Source organism: Roseibium porphyridii (genome assembly GCF_026191725.2).
GTDB lineage: Bacteria > Pseudomonadota > Alphaproteobacteria > Rhizobiales > Stappiaceae > Roseibium > Roseibium porphyridii.
In genome coordinates this window covers 2465698-2487770 of the sequence record NZ_CP120863.1, presented here as the reverse complement: position 1 = coordinate 2487770, position 22073 = coordinate 2465698, and the positions used below count along the sequence as shown (strand labels likewise).

19 protein-coding genes are annotated in these 22073 nt (G+C 54.3%); 12 read left to right on the top strand and 7 right to left on the bottom strand.

What is annotated here, in order from left to right; genetic code table 11:
• Positions 1–29: 29 nt before the first annotated feature.
• Positions 30–725: a hypothetical protein gene (locus tag K1718_RS11590; RefSeq protein WP_152501064.1), complete on the top strand. Its 696-nt coding sequence runs from the start codon at positions 30–32 to the stop codon at positions 723–725.
• A gap of 97 nt (positions 726–822) precedes the next feature.
• Here K1718_RS11590 and K1718_RS11585 read toward each other — a convergent pair whose 3' ends face one another.
• The gene (locus tag K1718_RS11585) at positions 823–1779 is read right to left on the bottom strand and encodes an AraC family transcriptional regulator (protein ID WP_265684506.1); all 957 of its coding nucleotides are present in this window, start codon (positions 1777–1779) and stop codon (positions 823–825) included.
• Between the two features lie 180 nt (positions 1780–1959).
• Here K1718_RS11585 and K1718_RS11580 point away from each other — a divergent pair, with 180 nt between their 5' ends.
• The 8 genes from K1718_RS11580 to K1718_RS11545 all read left to right on the top strand — a co-directional run bounded on the left by K1718_RS11580 (position 1960) and on the right by K1718_RS11545 (position 11729).
• The gene (locus tag K1718_RS11580; RefSeq protein ID WP_152501062.1) at positions 1960–2331 is read left to right on the top strand and encodes an SPW repeat domain-containing protein; all 372 of its coding nucleotides are present in this window, start codon (positions 1960–1962) and stop codon (positions 2329–2331) included.
• A gap of 220 nt (positions 2332–2551) precedes the next feature.
• Positions 2552–3037 (top strand): YHS domain-containing (seleno)protein, encoded by a 486-nt coding sequence (locus tag K1718_RS11575; RefSeq protein WP_265684505.1) that lies wholly within the window; start codon positions 2552–2554, stop codon positions 3035–3037.
• A gap of 361 nt (positions 3038–3398) precedes the next feature.
• On the top strand, positions 3399–4595 hold the full coding sequence (locus tag K1718_RS11570; RefSeq protein ID WP_418068117.1) for an RNA ligase RtcB family protein: 1197 nt from the start codon (positions 3399–3401) through the stop codon (positions 4593–4595).
• Positions 4592–5233: a peptide chain release factor H gene (gene prfH / locus K1718_RS11565; RefSeq protein WP_265684503.1), complete on the top strand. Its 642-nt coding sequence runs from the start codon at positions 4592–4594 to the stop codon at positions 5231–5233. The genes K1718_RS11570 and prfH overlap by 4 nt, the downstream gene beginning before the upstream one ends.
• A 368-nt stretch (positions 5234–5601) precedes the next feature.
• Entirely contained in the window at positions 5602–5748 is a 147-nt protein-coding gene (locus K1718_RS11560; protein WP_173005971.1) for a hypothetical protein, read from the top strand.
• A gap of 467 nt (positions 5749–6215) precedes the next feature.
• Positions 6216–7010, top strand: a complete 795-nt coding sequence (locus K1718_RS11555; protein WP_265684502.1) for a substrate-binding periplasmic protein — start codon at positions 6216–6218, stop codon at positions 7008–7010.
• Between the two features lie 481 nt (positions 7011–7491).
• Complete coding sequence (locus K1718_RS11550) at positions 7492–10368, top strand: AAA family ATPase (protein ID WP_265684501.1); 2877 nt, start codon at positions 7492–7494, stop codon at positions 10366–10368.
• Between the two features lie 131 nt (positions 10369–10499).
• The gene (locus tag K1718_RS11545) at positions 10500–11729 is read left to right on the top strand and encodes a hypothetical protein (RefSeq protein ID WP_265684500.1); all 1230 of its coding nucleotides are present in this window, start codon (positions 10500–10502) and stop codon (positions 11727–11729) included.
• Positions 11730–11818: 89 nt separating this feature from the next.
• On the opposite strand, the gene K1718_RS11540 is transcribed toward K1718_RS11545, so the two are convergent.
• Complete coding sequence (locus tag K1718_RS11540; RefSeq protein ID WP_265684499.1) at positions 11819–13246, bottom strand: MFS transporter; 1428 nt, start codon at positions 13244–13246, stop codon at positions 11819–11821.
• Between the two features lie 128 nt (positions 13247–13374).
• On the opposite strand from K1718_RS11540, the gene K1718_RS11535 reads away from it, so the two are divergent.
• The gene (locus K1718_RS11535; RefSeq protein WP_265684498.1) at positions 13375–13827 is read left to right on the top strand and encodes an RrF2 family transcriptional regulator; all 453 of its coding nucleotides are present in this window, start codon (positions 13375–13377) and stop codon (positions 13825–13827) included.
• Between the two features lie 199 nt (positions 13828–14026).
• The gene (locus K1718_RS11530; protein WP_265684497.1) at positions 14027–15244 is read left to right on the top strand and encodes an NADP-dependent isocitrate dehydrogenase; all 1218 of its coding nucleotides are present in this window, start codon (positions 14027–14029) and stop codon (positions 15242–15244) included.
• Between the two features lie 91 nt (positions 15245–15335).
• Here the strand turns inward: K1718_RS11530 and K1718_RS11525 are convergent, their stop codons facing one another.
• The 4 genes from K1718_RS11525 to K1718_RS11510 all read right to left on the bottom strand — a co-directional run bounded on the left by K1718_RS11525 (position 15336) and on the right by K1718_RS11510 (position 19285).
• The gene (locus tag K1718_RS11525; RefSeq protein ID WP_152501052.1) at positions 15336–15692 is read right to left on the bottom strand and encodes a hypothetical protein; all 357 of its coding nucleotides are present in this window, start codon (positions 15690–15692) and stop codon (positions 15336–15338) included.
• A gap of 88 nt (positions 15693–15780) precedes the next feature.
• Positions 15781–17328, bottom strand: coding sequence for a S8 family serine peptidase (locus K1718_RS11520; RefSeq protein ID WP_265684496.1), 1548 nt, complete (start codon positions 17326–17328; stop codon positions 15781–15783).
• 551 nt (positions 17329–17879) lie between these two features.
• The gene (locus tag K1718_RS11515) at positions 17880–18596 is read right to left on the bottom strand and encodes an aspartate/glutamate racemase family protein (protein WP_265684495.1); all 717 of its coding nucleotides are present in this window, start codon (positions 18594–18596) and stop codon (positions 17880–17882) included.
• On the bottom strand, positions 18593–19285 hold the full coding sequence (locus K1718_RS11510; RefSeq protein WP_265684494.1) for a GntR family transcriptional regulator: 693 nt from the start codon (positions 19283–19285) through the stop codon (positions 18593–18595). The genes K1718_RS11515 and K1718_RS11510 overlap by 4 nt, the downstream gene beginning before the upstream one ends.
• A gap of 152 nt (positions 19286–19437) precedes the next feature.
• Here K1718_RS11510 and K1718_RS11505 point away from each other — a divergent pair, with 152 nt between their 5' ends.
• A complete protein-coding gene (locus tag K1718_RS11505) occupies positions 19438–21126 on the top strand; it encodes a thiamine pyrophosphate-binding protein (protein WP_265684493.1) in 1689 nt (562 codons plus the stop codon).
• Here K1718_RS11505 and K1718_RS11500 read toward each other — a convergent pair.
• Positions 21123–22037, bottom strand: a complete 915-nt coding sequence (locus K1718_RS11500) for a LysR family transcriptional regulator (RefSeq protein ID WP_152501047.1) — start codon at positions 22035–22037, stop codon at positions 21123–21125. The two genes, K1718_RS11505 and K1718_RS11500, sit on opposite strands and share 4 nt — an antisense overlap.
• Positions 22038–22073: the final 36 nt, after the last annotated feature.

Below are 22073 nucleotides of genomic sequence, written 5' to 3'. Positions count from 1 at the left end.
TTCAAACTCAAACACTTCCGGATCAACCAATGAATGATAAGCAGGGTGCGTTTTCGAAAACCGTGACCAACGGTGCTGACGAGGAATTCGTCCTGCATACAGTATCGGACGACCCGAAGCATTTGCACTGGTGGGCCGAGACCTGTTTCATGTTTCATGCTTTGAGCAAGGGTGACAGATCAAATCTGCAAGGTTGCATCAACCTTCTGGCAGAGGACAAAACCCCTGTGTTCATGACGGGTGTGACATCCGTGACAAACGAACTTTATACGCGTCTGTCCTATCTGGGCTACACCGAAGAGGATCCGGATGGTGTCCCTGAGAACCTGAAAGAGATCCTGAAAGCCCATACGCTCACCGACTATGGCATCAAGTTTCTGCCCGATTTCTATGATGCACAATCCGCTCAGATGGACCATCTCGGTGGCGATATCGAACCGATCCGCGATTTCACCGTGACGTTTTCTCCCCTTTGGGACCACCACGAAACGTTTTCTATCGAAACGCTCATGATGCTGCGCCACTTCTTCTCAGATCCCAAACATGCGCTTGAAAGCAATTTCACGGAAGGTTCTGGGCGGTTGTTCGAACTGTATTCGCAATTGGGTGTCATAGAGTTCGTGGAAAAGGGAACGCTGGTGACCCCAACATTCCTGGGCGCAGTCAACGTTCCGTTTCTGTTGGATATTCTGCTTTTCCAGAAGGGTGGAACACGAACTCACTAGGCACGGCAAACGAGTTTCGATCGTATGAGATAAGCGCATTTGGTGCTCTCGGTTGCAGCAAGAGCAGGCTTTGATCACCGGCCAAGGTGTGCCTCTGTCATGCCTGACCTAGGGAAGTCGCGTCGCCAACACGCCGCATTTGACCTGGCGTCTGGTTGAACTGACGTTTGAAGGCGCGGTTGAAGGCGGCTTCTGAGCTGTAGCCGATATTCTCCGCAATATCGATAAGTGGCAGGTCCGTTTCCCGAATATCCCGACGCGCCTTTTCCATACGCCAATGCGTGACATAGGCGAGCGGTGTCATCCCGACGAGATCGGTAAAACGCTCGGCAAACACAGTGCGCGACATGCCGGCCTCGCGAGCGAGCGTTTCAACCGTCCAGGGTTGCTCGGGTGCCAGATGGATCTGGGACATAGAGCGTCCGAGCCTTGGATTGAGGACGGCTGCGAGGCACCCTGCCCTGTCCCCCTGTTGATCGACGAATGTGCGCACCACCTGAATGAAGATGATCTCCGTCAGCCTGTGCACGATGGCATCTGAACCTGGCAGGGTCGCGCGGACTTCACTGGCAACGAAACGCATCACCGTTTCCAGCCAGAATGCGTTCATTGTCTCGGTATTGGGGACATGGATAACCTCAGGCAAAGCCTCCAGGATCGGGTGCACGGATCCGTCCTCAAACTCAAAATGACCGCAAAACAGCTTGCAGCTTTGTTCTTCTTCGGGCCCGCCGAAATAGAGCGCTCCTTCGCCTGAATACCCGGTTTCCTGAAGAACCTGGTCTACGGTCGTTGCCTCCCTTCCAACTTCATCGCAAAGGACATGTGCTGCACCATGCGGAATGACGACGAGGTCCCCGGTAGCAAGATAGATGGGACTAGAATGCCCTTCGACCTGGAGCCAGCAGGCGCCACGCATCGCCATATGGAACCGAGCAACGTTGCCAAAGGCTGGCACCTGAACTGCCCAGGGCGGTGAAAAGTTGGTGTGAAAATAGATCGACCCGCGCAGCTTCAGCGCGTCCAGGATCTGGCTAAGTGCATCGTGTCTCATGGCTTTCCGTCATCAGGCTTGTTCAAATCTTGTATTGCAGCTTTCAGGCAAAAGTCGCAAGCCTCCCGGACGCTCGATCAATTTTCGAGGATTTTCGCGCATGGATCAATCGGCCCACCCGGATCATCTTAAGTCTCGAGAGGTATCCGCCTCCATCCAGTCTTTAATTAGGAGCTTGATATGAACATTCGCTTTGTCACCAAATCCATCCATGCCTATTTGGACTATCCGGTCGCACTTGGCCTCATTGCGTTGCCAATGGCACTCAATCTGGGCCAGTCCAATCCCCTTGCCTTCTGGCTTTCAGTCGTCACCGGTGTCGCGGCGTTGATCCTCACCCTGTTGACCGATCACGAGACAGGTCTGATCCGGGTCCTGCCCTATTCGTTCCATTTGATCGTTGATTTTGCGGTAGGTGTCGTCTTCCTGGCGGCGCCGCTCGTCCTTGGCTTCAAGGGCATCGATCTTGCCTATTACATCGTCAACGCCATTGCGGTTCTGACCGTGGTTTCTCTTCACAAACCGGATGTTGCCGAACCTCAGGCTGCGTGAATGCGCTCGACGCAGCGACCTGCTTGCAATCCTGCCCACATCTTTGAGCGAAAGACACCGGTTTACAGCCGGTGTTTTCTATTTAAGCGACCCGCCGGACGATCTGCAAATTTTAAGGGATCTTTGCGCATGGATCAATCAGCGGCCCGAACGCAAAGTGCTCTTGGTCACAACGCAAATCGGCCACCAACTCTCAAACCCATAGTCAGGAGAATATAAAATGTCCTTGTCCAAGACACTTGTTGCAGCAGCGCTTCTGAGCATTGCCAATCTGTCCAGCCCCGCGTTTTCGGCAGACGAGTACAACACATCCAGTGGTCTGACAGCCGCCGGAGCCGCCCTTGGAATGCATGGTGTCGATCCTGTCGCATTCGTCAGTCTTGGCAACCGGATCGATGGCGCGGCCCGTCATACAGCCGTTCATGATGACGTTGCCTATTACTTCTCTTCAAAGGAAACCATGGACAAATTCACAGCCGACCCGGCCGCGTATCTTCCGCAAAACGGTGGTTTCTGTACTTTTGGCGTTTCGGTCGGCAAGAAATTCGACGGCGACCCTCAGTTTGCCGCGGTTGTTGACGACAAGCTGTATCTCTTCCTGAATGAGGAGATCTTTCGCGAATTCCAGAAGGATGAAGCAGGTACCATCGCCAAGGCCGCTCAGAACTGGGAAAAGATCCGCTCAACCGCTGCCAACGAGCTGTAAGCCTCGTTAAAAAGCCCTCCAATCAAGCAGATCAGGTGCGCCGCAAGCGCGCCTGATCTTCGTTTTACCGGAGCTATCAGCCAGCCTTGTCTTCGTTGCTCACTCGCCACACCATTTGGACAATTGTCAGTCCACAAACGTCTTTGGTTGCAATGTTCCGGACCAATGCCTATGTCTCTGCCACCGCAACAAGCGGCACTAATTGTTTTTTTGAAAACGGGACGCCGGACATGATGACCATGCACCGCACGCCCAAAAGGGCGGCAATCCTTCGCTAAACCGCGATAGCGGTGCGTCGGAGGAAACCAGGGCAAGCAATCCTTGCACCTGACGTTTATCCTGTTTTCAAAAAGGTTCCCAAATGGGCACTTCTACAAAAGAACGCTCCGTGCGACCTGATCGCACGGCGTTTATTCATCGTTTCTATTCCGACCGTTGCTGGATTGAAGGCACAGCTGAAGACCAGCTCGAGCAAGTGGCTGCAATGCGAGGCGTTCTCAGCATTGCAGCCTTCCCGGATCTTCATCCGGGCAAATATGGCCCTGTCGGCAGCGCAATACTGGCTGACCGGATCTATCCGCAGCTGATCGGCAACGACATTGGCTGCGGGATGAGCCTGTTTGCGCTCGATTTGCCGGCTCGCAAGCTTCGTCTGGACAAGGCAGCGCAAAAACTCCGCATGCTGGAAGGCAGCTGGCAAGGCGCAAGCGCGGCACGCCTGAAGGCCTTGGACCTGCGGGAAAACTTGCATGCTCAAGCCCTTGGAACAATCGGCGGCGGAAACCACTTCTGTGAATTGCAGGTCGTTGACGCCAACGCTGATAGTACCGCACTTGAAACGTTCGGGCTCAAGAAAGGAGATCTCGCGCTTCTGGTTCATTCAGGGTCACGCTCCCTGGGTACGGCTGTGTTCAGCACCGTGCTCGACCGATTTGCCGGACTGGATCCTGATAGTACTGAAGGCCATGTCTATTGGCAGGACCATTGTCAGGCCATTCGTTGGGCCAGCCTGAACCGAACCCTTATCGCAGAACGAGCTGCCGAGGCTCTGCGCTGCGAGCTGACATTGGTCACCGACGCGCCCCACAACATGATTGAAATTTGGGACGGCGCTTTTCTGCATCGCAAGGGGGCTGCAAAGGCCGATATCCCTTTGGTTCCCTTGGCTGGTTCCAGGGACGCATTGAGCTATCTGCTTGTCACCAAGAGCGATAAACCGGATGCACTAGCTTCTCTGGCTCACGGAGCCGGGCGGAAATATGATCGCCGGTCCATGATAGGCCGTGCGGGCGCAACACGTTCCGAACGAAACGAGCTTGCTCGGACCTCCTTTGGCGGACTTGTTGTTTGTGAAGACAGACAGCTCCTGATCGAGGAAGCACCGAATGCCTACAAGGATCCGAAGCGTGTTCTAGAGGAGCTTGTCAACGCGGGGCTTGCTACGAACGTTGCTTCCCTCAAACCGCTTCTGACTTTCAAGAAAGCGGCTAGACAGGCGCAATCAATAGCCCGCCAGGACAAGAAACGCCGTTTGCTGGATCGAAGGAGCAGACGATGACCACACACCCACAAAGCAGATTGCTGGTCACAAGCGGGGACGGTCCGCGCGAATGCAGAAGAGCTGTGTCTCACATTCTTCGCCAGATCGAAAGGGAAGCAAAAAAGGCCGGCATTCAGTTCCAAGCCGAAATTGCGAGTGAAGCAGACAACGAGGATCCAAGTTCAGCTCTTGTCACCTTGACGGGAGCAGCCTCTGGGACACTCTCCTTGAGTTGGACGGGTACTGTGCAATGGACCTGCAAAAGCCCGTTTCGTCCTCATCATAAACGGCAGAACTGGTTTGTCGGTGTTTTTGCGGTTGGAACCGCAACACGGCCTGTTCCGGACCTTGAGGCCTCAGCGCTGAAAACCGAAACGTTTCGCTCGGGCGGTCCCGGTGGTCAGCACCAGAACACAACTGACAGCGGGGTCCGGGTCACCCACTTGCCGACCGGACTAACCGCCACATCGACAGATGAACGCTCACAGCACAGAAACCGGCAAGTTGCTCTGGAGAGGCTGAAGTCAAAGCTGTTTCTGAAACGCGAAGAAGGTATCGCGCGGGAAAAGTCTGCCCAAAACCAACTCCATAAACAATTGGAACGGGGCAATCCTTGCAGAATATTCAAAGGTGAACGGTTTACCGAACGCCGTTGAAAAACAAAGGAGAACAGTCATGCGATCCCTGATGCTTTGTTGGTAATCGGTTGGCAGAATGCCAACCAAGCAATCGAGCGCCATGCGGCGCATGGCTCGTTCAAGTCGGTCTTTGTTTGAACGGGCGAACTCTCACTTCGAAACATGGCCTCTTTGTTTGGCTGATTTCGAGCTTCTTTTATTAAAACTTTCGATATTTAGGGTATTTTGAACAATGACTTGAAGGAAGCATAGCGCAAGGTAATCTTCAGCAACTACCAAATACATCGAGAGACATTCCAATGCCTTTTACTAAGTTGGGTACGTTAATCGCTGGAGTTGTATTTTTCCTTGGATGCATTCAAATAGCAGTTGCTGCCGGGGTTGCAATGGGAGCTATTGTTGAACCGCGTCCCGGTCTGTTTCTCGGACAGGCCACCACGGAACAGGCAATCGATAGCGGTATCATGAAAATCCTGGCCGCCGTCGCTTTCGGTGTCATCACCGAGATCAGTCGGTCGGTGGAAAAAAAATAACATCGCAACGGACAGCGTTGACTGCGAGATATCGTGCACTTGGCCTCTATGACCAAAACCTGCGGTTGGAGGCAACGCGTTGAAGCGCCCGTCCGATCTCGCTTGTCTGCCGACAATCGAAAAGGCTGCTTCCAGCAGACAAAATTGCATGTGTTTGGCGCTTTAGAGACTGACAATCCAAAGGTTTGAGAAGCCGCACGATCAAATAATGCACTTGTTTCCTGAGCAAAGCATGAAGTGACCGTGAAACTGAGAACGCATTTTCAACATACTAAAATTGACACTTTTCCTAATAAATTAAATAAATTCCGAGCGAAATTCGCTAAACAATTAACAATATACCTTTTTACTAAGAATTTACCCAAGGTAAAATACAAATTGATTTGTTAATTGGCACGACTTTAACTTGCTTGCAGAGCTAATGAAGTCTTCGTGCAGCGCGGCATTCGACAAGAGGTCCAAGGGAAATGCTGTTTCTTTTGAAACGCGGTAAAATTCAATTGCAGATTTCCAGAATTGCAGCTTTCGCTGCCATCTTCGTAGGCCTCATGCTCCCAGGGTCCAACCAACCGGCGAACGCTGAGACCAACGATCTGGTAGTCACAGGATTTCAAGCACCGCCTTACCTCTATTCTGGCGAGGATGGTCAGGCTGCAGGGCTTCTGGTCGACCTGCTTCAAAATGCGTCCAAGACTTCCAGTGTCGGTGTTGAATTCGTGGTGACCAATTGGCCCCGCGCCCAGCTTGCCACACAGCAAGGACGGGCGGACCTGATTTTCCCTGTCGTTCACACGCCCGAGCGTGAGGAGTGGCTCGCCTATCCGCAAGAACCCATTGTCCAGTTCGAAATGGCAATCTTTGCACGCAAGGATTCTGGCCTCGCATTCACCGGAAAAGCCGCAGAGCTTCACGGTCTGACAATCGGAAAGATCGCAAAGGGTCGAATGCATCCCAATTTCCGCGCTCTTGAGGAAAGCGGAAAGGCGAAGATTGAACAGCGAGACACCGTCGTACAGCTGTTGATGGCCACGCATCACGGCCGCATCGATGCTTTTGTCGCGCCGCGCATAATGACACTTTGGACAGCCGACCGAATTGGCATGAAGACAGTCGCTCCATTCGAAGATCCGATCGGGGTGGCCGACATTTATCTCGCGTTTTCCAAAGAGAGCTCAAAAGAAGCGATGTGGGATCGTTTGCGCCAGAACCTTCCATCTTTGAACAGCAAAATCGACCTGTTCTTGGCCTCGCTACAGCAGTGATATGCTTCGAACAACGAGACAGTCTTAAATCTGGGTTGTGCCCATTTGAATGGCTGAAAGACTGACTGAGCCTGTCGCCTTCAGCATTTATGAACTTATCCGTATTGTAAAAATTACGCATTACCCTGCAAGGATTTAATGTTCGTGCGGGAAATACCTTTCAACGCAAAAAATAACACTGTTAGTTTCCTGGTAATCCTTGTGAATAAATCTGGGCGCAACAACTCTAAATTGCTAATGTCGAGACAATGCCCGATATTGCTGAAGATCGCGGTATCGACAATCCCAGGTGGAAGCCAAATTGCCTGCGTCAAGAAAGTCCGGAAAAAACAAAGGCAAGGCTCAATCCAGCCCCACGCCTGACGAAAAGCCCTCCCCCACATCAGGCACAATACCCTTGCGGTCAGAGTTGAGTGTGGTTGTTTTCGGGATCAATACAGCCGGGTCAACACACGCGCCCCTGCCCGATGCAACATATGACATGCTTTTCGCGAAGCTGGGAACCATCTGTGCGGTCACCGCTTCCGAGTTTGGCGGCAAACTGGTCAATTTGCCAAACGGACAAAAGCTACTGGTGTTCGGTGTGCCGGTTTTGAAGGAACTGGATGCTGAACGCGCAGTGCTCGCGGCACAAAAGATTCTCAGAATTTTCAAAAACGACGACAGCACCTTTCAGGCGCAACTGCGCTGTGGAATTGCCAGTGGTGTCGGTTTTGTCGTCCCTAGCGAAGGACCTAGCCTGTCGCCGCAGGATGTCTCAGGCAAAGTCTTTGATGAGGCCTCGCTTCTGGAAAAAAACGCGTGCGGCAACACCCTGCTTGTGTCCGGCAACACCCGCTCGCTGTTCCGAAGCAATTTCGAATACAGGCAAGTGCAATTGTCAGACGGTGCGGGTATTGCCTTTGAGGTCCTGCAAAGCATTGCACCGCCTTCCACCACCTTGCCAAATGCGCGTGATAAATCGCTTTCTGCCTTTGCAGGCAGAACGAACGAGTTGAAAACACTGCGCCTCAACTGGAGCGCGGTGAAAGATGACAAGCCCCAACTGATCCTGATTGAAGGCGACCCAGGCATAGGCAAGTCCCGCCTGATACACACTTTTCTGCAAAAAGCGGGATCCGACCAGGCGTTGGTTCTGAATTTCAGCGGTTCAGTGCATCACAGGCGAACACCGTTTTTTCCTGTCGCTCAAGGCCTCTACAGTTTCCTGGGCCTTAAGGGGCTGCAGAGCCCGAGCCTGATCGGCAGCGTTGTCCAAACACTTCTTGTGGACCTGAAGCTTGACACACCACGCAACAACGCAAACCTGCGAGCGATCCTGAAAAGCGGCGGGCTCGACAGCCACCCACCGCAAGAAAAGATCTCCGCCGAAGCGCCGCTGCAGACCCTGAAAGACTGCTTTCACCAGCTGTCCCAGATTCATCCGGTCGTTTTGGTTTTTGAAGATGCGCACTGGATGGACAGCAGCTCGCTTGAGTTGATCGCATATCTGGCAGAAACACTGACAAAGAGCCGTGTTCTCACTCTTGTCAGCACACGGCCAGGTCCGGGTGCGACTGAACTCGCAGACCTTGCAGACAGCACGTGCCGAATGCAGCAGCTGACCCGGGAGCAGACCCGCTTCCTGGCCAGTCAATTGCGGCCACGCGACATGACTGACGCTCACTATGAGCATGTTGTACGGAAATCAGACGGGATTCCGCTGTTTCTGGAAGAGCTGATGAACATTGCAATTGATCGTGGAGGCGACTTCTTCGAAGAGCGCAGGGAAACGCTTATTCCCGCTTCCTTGCGAGAAACCCTGGCAGCGCGGATTTCGCACTTGGGCAACGACAAAGACCTGCTTTTGATGGCATCGGCCATTGGCGGAAAGTTCGACCAGAAGCTTTTGACAGATATCGCCGGCCTCCCCGGCAAAGCAGTCAAGAAGCATCTTGCCGCCTTCCAAAAATCCGGCCTGATTTTTCCCAGAGAAGACGAAGAAAAGAACCAATACGAATTCAAGCACGGCCTTGTTCAGGATCTGGCTTACCAGTCAATTGGACCGAAAGTCAGAAAAGAGTTTCATGCCAGGATCGCCTCGGCCCTAACGCGCGACCCGGAGAACCAGCCCGAGGCGGCCGCCGAAGTCATCGCACATCACTTTGAACAAGCAGGAAACGTTGCTGCGTCTTTGGACTATCTTGAGATCGCAGGCCTGCAGGCCGTGCGCCTTGCAGCGCATAAAGACGCTGGAAAACACTTCAGAAAAGCGCTCGAACTTGCACGCGGGATCGAAAGTCATCAGAAACGCGACAGCACCATCAGCCGCTTTCTGCTGCTGCTGGGGCCGCAGATGATCACCAATCACGGGTTTGCATCTGAAGAGGTCCAGGAAGTTTATTCCAAAGCCCGCACACTCAAGAAACCTCAAGACAGGTCATCTGAAAACCTTCAGATGATCTGGGGCCTTTGGGGTGCCCATATGGTCAAGGCCGACATCACATTTGCGCAGGAGCTTAGCGCTGATTTCCTGGAAATCGCATTACAGCTTCAGACAGCGCTCGAGCTTGCCGCAGGTCACTACATGACCGGTGTCGGCGCGTTTTATGTGGGAGATCTTCAAGGTGCCGAGAAGGCCTTTCTGGCAGCCGTATCAGATGCCGAGCGTGCCGACTTTGAAGACATGGTCACCAACTACAGCCTGGACCTTGGCATTTTGGCCAGGTCCTACCTTTGCTGGTGCTATGCCCTCACCGATCAGCCCAGAAAGTTGCAGGCAGTTTCTGAAGAACTTGAACAGATGGCGTCGGACTCTGATCATGCTTTCTGTCAGGCTTTCTCAAGTTGTTTTCTGGCCACCGCCAACAACTTTTGCGGCAAGAGTGCAGATGCCCAGCGGCATGCCCTTAAAGCGATGGAACTGTGCGGGAACCAGGATTTCGCTCAACAGGCGGCTCAGGCGGCAATCAACCTTGGCCGTGCCCGGTTCAATTCCGGCGACACCAGCGCGTTGCCGCTCATGGAAAAGGGGCTGGAAGATTATCTCTCGACAGGTGCAATCCTTGCACGACCCTATGCGGAAGCCTGGATCGCAGAAGCTCTTCTTGAAAAAAATGATGCCAAGGGGGCATTGGTCAAACTCAATGATGTCAGACGGTTTACCGAGACGACCGGGGAAGCCTATTTCGATGCGGAACTGATGCGTCTGTCAGCCGTCGCGACCACACAATTGCATTCCGCAGAACATCCCCAGGTCCGAAAACTACTTGAGGAGTCGGTTGCCATTGCACAGCAGACTGGCGCCGAGCTGCATTTGAACACGTCAATCGCCCTGTTGCGAGCCCAGCCTGCTCTCAAAAAACCCGATAAAATCTGAGATTGCAACCCAGTCACGGTTTTTAAACCAATAAGTGCAAGTATGCCATCATGCATTCTATGAGGGAGCGCGTCTTTCCCCACCCATGAAAGGGGCCCGGAAGGCGCCAGGAATTCTGACGGGGCAAGCAAATGCTGAAAGAGATTGGCACACAAAGCGGTCTGCATATTGGTGGCGAACCAATTGCTGATATCGGTCAGCTTCAGAGCGACCTGACCAACCTGGCGCAAAACGCAGACAAACACCTTCTTAAGAGCAACCTGACGAGCGAAATCCTCGCAGCGACACTTGCGTCATCCCAACCTGTCGCCTTCGACGATCTGCAACACTTCTGGGAAAATATCCTGTTTCGCCTGGGTGCAATCTCCGCAATGACGTCTTTGACGGCTGGTGTTTTTGATGGCGACTATTACGATCCGACGCTCGGCCCGGAGCCAAGACTTGGAACGAGTGGGGCGACCAGAGTTTCTCAGTACTGGCAATTCCTGGATCCCGGCAAAAACGAAGCGGACTGGCAGCAGACGACCGGCTTCAACCCTGCTGAGGTGGTCAAACCGGTTGACGGCCATTCCCTGCCCTTTCGTGGCGAGTGCGCCGGTGCATTCCAGTTGACCGTTTTCTGGGGCCTTCTGGACGGTCTCGGCACCCGAACCTTCACCAAACTTGCCGATCAGTTCGGAACTATGCTGGTGGGCCCGTGGACCGATAACCCGGCGACCGATTTCATGGCTCAGAACGCGTCCCTGCAGGATCCGCCGATCCCAGGCGACTATATGTATTTCAAGAACAAGGACGACTATCTGAAATGGGCGCCCAATGGTTTCTGGCAGGGCCTGAACGCCATGTATATGGGCAAGGACAGTCTTGGCACACGGCACTATTCCGGCATGGGTGCCAGTTGGCTGAGCGAGCAGAACCTGCGCAGCTCCCTGGTAAACGCCTACTATCACGATTGCTATCCGCACACGATCGCTTGCCCCAACGAAGAGGTCCGGTTCACGATCCGGCGCCTTTTGCAAATCCCCTCAAGTTTTGAAAAGGCTGTTGCCATACCTGAAAGAAGCAGCACACCGCCAAGTGGATCAGCGCCGACAGTGGCAACGCTGCAGGCAAACGGTTACCGCTCACTGGCGGCAAGCATCTTCGAAAACCCGCGGACAACGCTGGAAGAATGCTCAAGTCTCTTCGGCTTTGCCTTGGGCAACGTGCACCAACACATCGGCTCTGGTCTGGAGAACCCGCCTTCTCGGGTCCGAGTTCCGGGAGCGACGATCATCATCGACTATCATGACCCGGAAGCCCGCCGTCATGACCCCAAGTCAATTGTTGAAGTGACCGTTACACTTGAAAAGAACCGCTGATACGCCCGAGGCCTGACAGCTTCTGGCCAACGTGCACGGCCTGCTCCCCTCCCACCCGGCAGGCCGTGCACATTTTTCATTTCCAGCCTTCAGGGTGTCCGATCACTCTGCCTTCCTAGATAGAAGAAAAATGAAAGCGCTACGAGCACTCCGAAAAATATCATCGGATACAGCAGGGTGAGACTGGCTGCGCTCGAATAACCAGCAGGCGACTTTTCAAGTGCCTGAAAGAATATCTGTCCCTGAAGCGCAATGCCGACAGCCATTCCCAATTGCTGAAACGCCTGAAGCACACCTGAACCCGCGCCCGCATCCACGCCCGACACGCGTGAGAGAACCCTTTGAAAAAGCGCCGGTATCAGCACACCCGTGCCCAACCCGATAACAAGAAGCGGGAGCCCCAGCCAAAAGCCAGCTGTGGCGGCCAAGCCGTAGCTGGTGACCAGCCAAAGCAGGGTGACGCCCGCCAGAACGACACTCGAACCGGTCAGGACACGCAACTCCTGTGCTCTTGCGCCCAAACGCCCTGTGAGTGTTGAAGCCAGCATGACACCCATGGGATGCGGTGCCAGTATCAGGCCGGCGAAAAGCGGCGTTAGTCCGAGACCGGTCTGGAGATAGATCGACATCACGAAAAACATTCCGGCGAGCGCGGAGAAACAAATCGAGACATACGCCACGCCCAAAACAAAAAGCCGGTCCCGGCAAATGGAAACCGGCAACAACTCCGGCAGGCCGCTTTCGCAATTTCTCACTTGCAGCCGGTAAAAGAAGACACCGCCGCACAGACCCAGCGCCATCAAGGCAAAACACCAAAGGGGCCATCCGAACTGCCGGCCCTCGACAAGCGGAAAGAGCACCAGCGTAACCGCCAGGAGAAAAAGCGCGGTTCCAGCCCAATCCGGATCAACACGCCTGCCGGCCTGGAGAGGTGGAAGAAACCGGAGAGCTCCAAGAATCGAAACCAGGCCAACTGGAAGGTTCATCAGGAATATCGGTCGCCAGCTTAGATCAAACATGTCCAAAGTGACGATGAGACCGCCAACAAGCGGTCCGGCAACGGCTCCGAGTGCGGAAACCGACCCCAATAGCCCAATTGCCTTTCCCTTTTCCGCGTCGTTGAACATGACATGTACGATCGCAAGGACCTGCGGCACCATCGCGGCTGCACAAAGCCCTTGAACAGCCCGGCTTATGATCAGGAAATGTATGTCTGGAGCCAATCCACAGGCCAGCGAACTGCCAGTAAACCCTGCAACGCCCCAAAGAAAGACCTTGTCACGACCGACAACATCTCCAAACCGGCCAAATGGCAACAGCCCGGCGGCAAAGGTCAGAATGTAGACTACGACGACCCATTCAAGTTGGGTGTCGGTCGCATTGAGCTCTGAACGAATTGCAGGGAGCGCCAGATTGACGATCGTCATGTCGAGAATGTTCATGAACATTGCCAGATACAACGCGTAAACCGCCATCCAGCGGTGATTTCGCCGCATATTGGTGCCTGCAAGCGACATGATTTGAAACTCCGAGATAGAGATCTAATTCGTTACTTAATAAGTTGCATGAAATCGCTCGTCAATCTCATGTGCTTTTTATTGTCACATGATCTTTCGCGCGTTAGGCTTTCAAAAAAGGGAGTGTCATGCGAACCGACAGCCGCCTGCCCCGCGTCTTGCACGTACTTTTGCATCTTGAACAAACCGAGGAACCGGTAACATCGGAAGCGATCAGCCGGATGCTCAACACCAATCCGTCGCTCGTCCGGCGCACCATGGCCGGATTGCGTGAAGCAGGTTTCGTGAACTCCACCAAAGGCCATGGTGGTGGCTGGGAGCTGACAAAGAGTTTGGAGAAAATCACCTTGGCAGACGTATACGCAGCCCTGGGCTCACCCCAACTCTTTGCTGTTGGCCAATCAAATGATGCCCCTACCTGTCTTTTGGAACGTTCAGCAAACGAGGCGACGTCAAAGGCGCTTCATGCAGCGAAAGAAGCCTTTCAACAGCAACTTGGCAGTGTCGCTGTGGCCGATCTCGTTCGCCCACACGCGGAAAAAATCCGCAAGCACCAAAAGCAAGCCAAATTGATCGATTAATTCTCTGGTACTTGAACAGACCGGATTCCATCTGGTGACGGCAAAGGAACTGAATTCACGGCCTTTTTCGAAATGCTGTCTTGCTGCAGTCGCAACTATTGTATACAAGCGCACACAATAGAATTCCGGTACAACTCATAACATTGAGAATGCCTGCTTCTGACACTCAGATTTCACGGAACAGCGAGGCCGAACACCCATGGCAAAGATCAAAGTCGACAATCCTGTTGTTGAACTCGATGGCGATGAAATGACCCGCATCATTTGGGCCTTCATCAAAGACAAGCTGATCCATCCCTATCTGGACATTGATCTTCTCTATTACGACCTCTCGATTCAGAAACGCGATGAGACCGATGACCAGATCACTGTCGATGCCGCCAATGCCATCAAGGAGCACGGCGTCGGTGTCAAATGTGCCACCATCACACCGGACGAGGCACGGGTGGAGGAATTTGACCTTAAGCGCATGTATCGTTCACCCAACGGCACCATCCGCAACATCCTGGGTGGGGTGATTTTCCGTGAGCCGATCATCATGCAGAACGTGCCGCGCCTCGTTCCCGGCTGGACGCAGCCCATCATCGTCGGTCGCCACGCATTTGGAGACCAGTATCGCGCAACAGATTTTCGCTTCCCCGGTAAGGGCAAACTGACCATTACCTTCACGGGCGAAGATGGCGAGGTCATCGAGCACGAGGTCTACGATGCTCCCTCCTCCGGCGTCGCCATGGCCATGTACAATCTTGACGACAGCATCCGGGATTTTGCCCGAGCATCCTTGAACTATGCGCTTCAGCGCAAGGTACCTTGTTACCTCTCCACCAAAAACACCATCCTCAAAGCGTATGACGGCCAATTCAAGGATCTCTTCCAGGAGATCTATGAAGCTGAATTCAAGGACAAATTCGCCGATGCAGGTATCTGGTACGAGCATCGTCTGATCGACGATATGGTTGCCAGTGCACTCAAGTGGTCGGGCGGGTATGTCTGGGCCTGTAAAAACTATGACGGCGACGTGCAATCCGACACTGTTGCTCAAGGGTTCGGTTCGCTCGGCCTGATGACTTCGGTTCTGATGAGCCCGGACGGCAAAACGGTGGAAGCAGAAGCTGCCCACGGCACAGTCACCCGTCACTACCGACAGCACCAGCAGGGCGAAAGCACATCGACGAATTCAATCGCGTCGATCTTTGCCTGGACGCGAGGTCTTGCTCATCGAGCCAAATTGGACGGCAATGACAAGCTTGCCCGATTTGCCAAGACACTGGAAGGCGTCTGCATCAAAACGGTGGAGTCTGGCTATATGACCAAGGACCTGGCACTTCTGGTCGGCCCCGATCAGGGCTGGATGACCACCACGGGTTTCCTCGATAAAATTGATGAGAACCTTGCCCGAGCGATGAGCGAGCGCTGACCTGGCAAACGCTTACCCAACGCGAACCGGCCCCCGCCCCGCCATTCAAGGCTGCAGGACGGAGGCCGGAGCCCCACCGGTGACTGGCAGATCAGGGAAAGAGGCTCGGTTTCGGCGGCACGATGACATCGGCAACAAACGATTGAGCATCGTCGGGAATTCTGGTCGCATGAGCTGCCACACCGGCTTGCGTTGCGCCGACTTCAAGGCCGAACACGTCAGCAAAATGTGCGCGCGATCCTTCAACCGACAACGTGGTACCGTCGTCGCCGACCACTCGAAATCCGAGCGCCTCCAAAGCTTTGCGTGCCTCTCCTACTGTTTCCGCCGGCAGTCTATACCGCTCGATTGTCGCCGCGGTCAGCGATTCCGTCGCATCGAGGATCGATGAGCCGTCGCTTTGTTTCAAAACGACTTGCGCACCGAATATCTCGGTCTCATCCGCCATCGGCCATGCCCTTTAAGTTTCTACCGCGAGAACAACAGGACATGCGCCTGTCAGCGCATGTCCATTCCTTATCGAATTGTCGCCAGCTTTAGCGTGAACGCAAGGTATCAATCATGTCACTGATGAATTCCTTTGAGAACTCCGGCATCGCGCCGGAAGATACCATCGCCAGCTGCTGCTCTTTGGTACCGCTGAAGAAGGTTGCCGCAACGTCCCCCATTGTGTTGATGTAGGCCCATTTGGCATCCGCAAGTCCGGACCCTGTAGCAAGGTCCGGGCCGTTGGTCGCCGTATGTCCCATTTGGGTTGTGCCCTTCTTCACGTCCCTTGCGCTTTTCTTCAGCTTGTCTTTGACCTCAGCCGGGGTCAGGGTCGGATCCTTCTCCAGCATAAGCGCGCAGATGCCCGCGATTTGAGGACAGGCAGCCGAAGTTCCCGAGAAAAGGCCCCAACCGTCAGAATTTGAACCTGTCGACGGTGCAATGCCATCCAGTGAGGCACTTGCCTGCACCGGCAGCATCAGGCTCGGTGCCTTCGCCCCGCCAATATTCACGCTCTTGCCCGTCAATCCACAAAGATCCGGCACCTGGCGCCCTGGATACCAGGAAGAATTGAAGCTGGACGCATAGCTGGAAGCTTCCAGATCGTTCTCGTCAGGAAGGTTTACATGAACACCGCCGACAGAAATCACATCGGGGTGGCTTCCTGGAAATCCGTAGTGACCATTTCCGGCCGAGAAACAGACCACAACGCCCTGAGAAACTGCATTGGCAACAGCTGCCTCCAAAGGCTTCAGCCAATTGGGAATGGAAGAGCCCGGCGTGTCTGCGCTGTAGCCCCAACTGTTGGTCAGAATCTGGGGTTTGGGATTGGAGTTGAGCGCAGCGTTGATGGCACCGACTGTGTCGTTGCCCATCTTGATCATGCGCAAGCGGCAATCAGGTGCACAGGCAAACACATTTGCGCTTTCACCCGTGCCGTGCCCATTTGCATCATCCGCCGGGTCGCTCGCACCAGGTGCCAGCAGCGTTGACAGAAGACGATACCCGCGAGAGCTGAAAAACGCATGCCGGTAATGACCGGTGTCCAGCATTCCGACGACGACATTTTTGCCTGTCACGCCAAGACGGTGAACGCGAGAGGCCCGAAGCACGACGCTAACCCCATCGGGCACCATCATGTAAGGATAGGCGTTGGCATGAACGGAGGCGAGCGGCGGAATTGGGTGCGGGGCGAAATAGGTTGGCGGCCTTGCAATGACCGCTCCTTCGATCAGCTGCTTGAATTCGTCTGGCGCATTCATGAGCGCTTCGGACGGATCTTCGCTCGTCGCCATGAACTCGATCGTCGTATCCGGCCTGATCTCCGTCTTCTGCTTGGTCAGTTTCGCGCCGAAAAACTCCTTGAAGAGTTTCGCCGTTCCACCGATCGAGATCGTGGTATCGCTCGACGCTTCCTCAAAGACGTGAAAGCCGGCCCGGCTCAAGGCACGTTTTGAATCTCTGATATCCGAAGGGTCGGAGTTGAACTGCTGCACGTTGTCGCTGGTAATAGCTTCCTCTGCGTCAAATAAAGATGTTGGGCCAAGTGAACGCGGCGACACAGTAGCGACAACTTCATATTCGTTATTACTCATAATAAACTCCATAAAACGGTCATTATTTACATTAAAAATACCACCTGAACGCGACGGCACAGGAGGAACAACTAATAACAATAACAGACAAATATACTTGAGATAACGAATAAAAGTATTTCGCTAGAAGCAAAACTTCTAGCTGTGTAGATCTTATTTAAATATTATACGATTGATACACAACGCAAATACACGCATTGGTGAAAAATATTCAGATAAATTTTTAATGAAAATGAAAAATTATTTATGCCCAGAGCGATATTATTAACAAACGCACAACCAATTCAATCGAAAAATTTAAAAAACCAAAAAATGATCTCCGTAAAGACTGAAACTATTTGATCAAAAAAAGCGCATCTGGACTGGCTCTGCCAAGGAATTTGACTTTAAGAACACCCTATTTGGCAAATTACTCAACGGGTCAATGACAGTCAGCCAAGCCGCAATCGGAGCGCATGATCAATCATCTTCGCAATGCCAAAGAACAAACTTTTTGATCTGGCTGTTCATGCAATCACACACCTTCAACCGCATCGCAGAACCCGCGCCGCCTAAATCGGAAAACGTCGCGGAGACAGCCCCGATTGAAACCATTCGACAAAGCTGATCATCGACCAGACAGGCAAGCCGGTTGCCTTTGCAATATCGTCCGCGTAGGGGCACATATTTGTACATTCAAGGACGATGCCCCCAAGGTCGGGATGAGTGTCCTTCAAAGCCAATGCAGCCTGAACATTGTCATTGCGCGCCGCGTCGACATTCAAGGTGAGTTCATTGTCCAGGATCGCACGCGTGAATTCGCTCAATCCTTCAGTCGTACCGATCGGTGTCTCGGAAGGCACTCCAGCAGCGTCCAGATGGGCTTTTGTAAGTGTCGAACCGGAAATGGTCAGGACACCGGCACGCTTGCCGGCTGGCATAAGTCGATTGACCATGGATACCTGCTGCAAGGAAGAGGTGACAACAGGAACCGGAACGGCTTTGGAAAGCTCATCTTGAACAAGAGACAGAAACCCGCAATTCGTGGTGATGCCGTCCACACCGTCAGCCACAAGCTCCCGCGCCGCATCGATAAAGGCATCGATGAGCCCACCTGCCTGCTGACGGACCACGCGCTCAGGCGAAGCGCCGCGCACCACCTTGTAAAGGACAGGAAACGGCCAGCTTTGCGCGTTGCCCATATCTCCCGGGATACGCGGAAAGCGCGCCTCGAGCATCAAGATGCCCACGGATGCTCCATAAACAGTCTTGCCGCCTGTTGCGATCATGCTGCGTCCTCCGAACTCAGGATATGTCCGGTTAGCGCATCCGTGCGGTCCAGATAGATGTTTGAAATCCCCTTACTGACCGCATCGTTGATCTGATCCATTCGCAAGGAAATATGCTCGCGCATCGCTGTCGTCGCCCCCGTGCCATCGCGGGCAAGCAGCGCACTCATGACATTGCGGTGCCCAGCCTTTGTCGTCTTGAGCCTGTCTTCATCAAGTTGGACCCATCGCAGGTAGCGGATCTTCTCATTCAGCGCCCTTAACTGAGCAACCAACAGAGGATTTCCTGAAAGTTCCGCAATCTTCACATGAAACGCTTCGTCGCGCTCACACGCTTCGGCAACAGTCAGTCCGGCCACCTTGAGGCCTTTGGCGCTCAGCCAGTCTGCCAGCTCCTTGAGGTCGGCGTCGCTTGCGCGCTCGCAGGCCCGTTTTACCGCAGCCACTTCCAGTACTTCGCGCAGATCGTACAAGTCATGCACACCTTCAGCATCGAGCCTCCGGCAGAAAAACCCTTCCCCCGGTCGTGCATCGATCAGGCCTTCGGCGACAAGCCGGTTAAGAGCTTCACGCAGTGGGGTCCTCGATACGCCTAGATCCTTGGACAAGGCACTTTCGTTCAACCTGTCGCCGGGGCGCAGGGCGAAGCCCACAACCATCGACTTAATCTGATCATAGGTCTCCGACATGGCATCCTTTGTCTTGGGTTCGGCTTAGTCTTCGGTCAGCGCAGTTCAGCTCGACAAAATCCGAGGCTTGTTTTGGGTGGTGACACATTCGGGGCTTGATTGCAATATTCAAGCCTGTATACAGATATGTATTCATACTTGGAGCAAACCTGATGAGCAATCAACTGACCGGCGCAGAGGCCATGGTGCGCATGCTTGAAGCCCACGGTGTAACCGAGATTTTCGGTCTGTGCGGCGACACCACACTGCCCTTCTATGATGCGTTGGCCCGGCTCAATCATGGTATCAACCACCTTTTGACCCGCGACGAGCGTCACGCTGCCTACATGGCCGACGGCTATGCACGCGTCACAGGAAAACCTGGTGTCTGCGAAGGCCCATCTGGCGGCGGCGCAACCTATATTCTGCCCGGCGTCGTCGAAGCGAACGAAAGCTCTGTCCCGATCCTTGCGATTACAACCGACGTGGCCACCACAAGCCGCGGCCGTTATCCATTGACCGAACTTGACCAGGTGGCCCTCTTCGGGCCACTCGCCAAATGGAACACGTCGCTGGACGACGCAACACGCTTACCCGCGCAAGTGCGTGCAGCCTTCCGCGCGATGACCACGGGCACACCAGGGGCAACTCATCTGGCTCTTCCATTCGACACGCAAAAAGCGCCGGTGGACGAAACCGAGATTTGGGCCGATCCACGCCACCGAACGTTTCCAGCCGAGCGCGCCGCTCCTGACCCGGAGGCAATTGAAGAGGCTGCGCGTTTGCTGGCCGGCGCACAAAACGCCATCGTCATTTGCGGCGGTGGCCCGGTTCTGTCGGGAGCTGAAGATGCCTTGGCAAATGTTGCCCGAATGCTTCAAGCACCGGTAGCCACGACGGTGTCGGGCCAGGGCAGCATCGCCGAGACCGATCCTCTTGCGCTTGGTGTTGTCGGTTCCAATGGGGGCAATCCGGCCACTCGGGCTGCCGTCGACGCAGCCGATGTGATCTTGTTCGTAGGTTGCCGAGCCGGGTCGGTGACAACCGAGCGCTGGCGCTCGCCGGGCCGGGACAAGACCATCCTTCACATTGATAGCGATCCGATGGTGATCGGCGCAAACTATCAAACGGCCGTTGCCATCAATGCCGATGCCCGATCGGCGCTCAACGCGCTGGCTGCAGAACTTGCCGCTTTGCCAGGCGTTGCAACGCAGAACGGTGCGGCCCGCGCTGCAGCTGCCTGGAGTGCAAAAACTTCCGAATTCGATTTGCTCGCAGCATCAACGGATCGACCGATCCGCCCCGAAGCCGTCATCGCCGCGCTGATGGACATTCTGGAAGACGATGCAACAATCGTGGCCGATCCCGGCACGCCTTGTCCCTATTTCAGTGCTCACTACCGATGGCGCAAACCTGGCCGTCATTTCATCACCAACAGGGCGCATGGAGCCCTTGGTTATGCACTCGCAGCTTCCATGGGTGCACATGTGGGCCGACCGGGCGTAAAAACCATTGCGGCAATGGGTGACGGCAGTTTCGGTTTCTCCTGCGGCGAGTTCGAAACCATGGTCCGCTACCGGATGCCGATCACGTCCATTGTCTTTTCAAATTCAACCTATGGCTGGATCAAGGCGGGGCAGAACGCAGGTTTCGGTCGCAGGTTCTATAACGTCGATTTCAATCGAACGGACCATGCGGCTGTCGCAAGTGCCTTTGGGGTCAAAAGCTGGCGCGTTGAGGATCCGGCTGACTTGAAGAAAATCCTCACGGAAGCTGTCAACCATGACGGCCCGACGCTGGTCGATGTGATTTCCCAGCCCCTTCACGAAGCTGCCGCTCCGGTTTCCGAATGGGTGGCCTAGACACCATTCCGATGGGTCTTGGCAGCAAAGGCCGCCAGACTGTCCCGCAGTTGCGCCAGAAACGTCTGCGCAACCGGTGTCAGTGGACGATTGCGCGAGGTGATGAGAGCCAGGTCGAGCATGATTGCTGGTTCAAAGGGCCGCGTGACGTAACCAGGCTCCTTGTCGAAATGCACCGTGAAGGGGTCGATCAGGGCCACTCCCATCCCCTGCTTGACGAAACTCAGGAGGTTTTCCGACAAGTGGGTATGAATTTGCGGCCGCCAACCGGCGTTGCGGCTTTCAAAAGCTTCCCGCGTGCGCCGATGGGTCATGTGCTCCGGCCCCATGACGATAAACGGCTGACTGTCCAGCAATTCCGGCGTGAGCCGGGGGTACCGCGCAAGCTCGTGGTCCTTCGGCAAAACGGCGAGGGTTTCGAAGTGAAACACCTCCCGCGCAAGCGTGTCGTGATAGACAGGCATTTCACAAACGCCAATCTCGAACAATCCGGCCATGACCCATTCCTGGATCTTGGACGAATACTGAGACTGGAACGAAATGAGCAAATCAGGCCGCGTCTCGGCGAACCGGGCGATTTCACCGGGCATGAACCCAAACGACAAAAGGTGTGGTGCCGCCACCTGAAGCTGGCCCGCCTGCTTGTTTTGCAGGTCGTGGATCGCCTGTCCGACATGATCAAGGCCGCGAACCACCGTGTCGACTTCGCGAAACAGAACGTCGGCAACCGGCGTTGGTTGGAGACGGCCCTTGGTCCGTTCAAAGAGCTTCAAACGGGTTTGGCGCTCCAATTGGGCAAGCAGATTGGAAATACCCGGTTGGGAGATGCCCAACTGCTCGGCAGCGCCTGTCACCGTCCCGGTTTCAAAGATGGCGTGAAATGCCTGAAGTTGTCGAAATCTCAAAGCCATACGCGCGTCCTTTTGAGCCCATGTATCACAAAAAAT

Bases quoted from the DNA above. Each gene is read 5' to 3' on its own strand.
- K1718_RS11590 (WP_152501064.1), top strand. From the start codon at position 30: ATGAATGATAAGCAGGGTGCGTTTTCGAAAACCGTGACCAACGGTGCT.
- K1718_RS11585 (WP_265684506.1), bottom strand. From the start codon at position 1,779: ATGAGACACGATGCACTTAGCCAGATCCTGGACGCGCTGAAGCTGCGC.
- K1718_RS11580 (WP_152501062.1), top strand. From the start codon at position 1,960: ATGAACATTCGCTTTGTCACCAAATCCATCCATGCCTATTTGGACTAT.
- K1718_RS11575 (WP_265684505.1), top strand. From the start codon at position 2,552: ATGTCCTTGTCCAAGACACTTGTTGCAGCAGCGCTTCTGAGCATTGCC.
- K1718_RS11570 (WP_418068117.1), top strand. From the start codon at position 3,399: ATGGGCACTTCTACAAAAGAACGCTCCGTGCGACCTGATCGCACGGCG.
- prfH (WP_265684503.1), top strand. From the start codon at position 4,592: ATGACCACACACCCACAAAGCAGATTGCTGGTCACAAGCGGGGACGGT.
- K1718_RS11560 (WP_173005971.1), top strand. From the start codon at position 5,602: ATGGGAGCTATTGTTGAACCGCGTCCCGGTCTGTTTCTCGGACAGGCC.
- K1718_RS11555 (WP_265684502.1), top strand. From the start codon at position 6,216: ATGCTGTTTCTTTTGAAACGCGGTAAAATTCAATTGCAGATTTCCAGA.
- K1718_RS11550 (WP_265684501.1), top strand. From the start codon at position 7,492: ATGCTTTTCGCGAAGCTGGGAACCATCTGTGCGGTCACCGCTTCCGAG.
- K1718_RS11545 (WP_265684500.1), top strand. From the start codon at position 10,500: ATGCTGAAAGAGATTGGCACACAAAGCGGTCTGCATATTGGTGGCGAA.
- K1718_RS11540 (WP_265684499.1), bottom strand. From the start codon at position 13,246: ATGTCGCTTGCAGGCACCAATATGCGGCGAAATCACCGCTGGATGGCG.
- K1718_RS11535 (WP_265684498.1), top strand. From the start codon at position 13,375: ATGCGAACCGACAGCCGCCTGCCCCGCGTCTTGCACGTACTTTTGCAT.
- K1718_RS11530 (WP_265684497.1), top strand. From the start codon at position 14,027: ATGGCAAAGATCAAAGTCGACAATCCTGTTGTTGAACTCGATGGCGAT.
- K1718_RS11525 (WP_152501052.1), bottom strand. From the start codon at position 15,692: ATGGCGGATGAGACCGAGATATTCGGTGCGCAAGTCGTTTTGAAACAA.
- K1718_RS11520 (WP_265684496.1), bottom strand. From the start codon at position 17,328: ATGAGTAATAACGAATATGAAGTTGTCGCTACTGTGTCGCCGCGTTCA.
- K1718_RS11515 (WP_265684495.1), bottom strand. From the start codon at position 18,596: ATGATCGCAACAGGCGGCAAGACTGTTTATGGAGCATCCGTGGGCATC.
- K1718_RS11510 (WP_265684494.1), bottom strand. From the start codon at position 19,285: ATGTCGGAGACCTATGATCAGATTAAGTCGATGGTTGTGGGCTTCGCC.
- K1718_RS11505 (WP_265684493.1), top strand. From the start codon at position 19,438: ATGAGCAATCAACTGACCGGCGCAGAGGCCATGGTGCGCATGCTTGAA.
- K1718_RS11500 (WP_152501047.1), bottom strand. From the start codon at position 22,037: ATGGCTTTGAGATTTCGACAACTTCAGGCATTTCACGCCATCTTTGAA.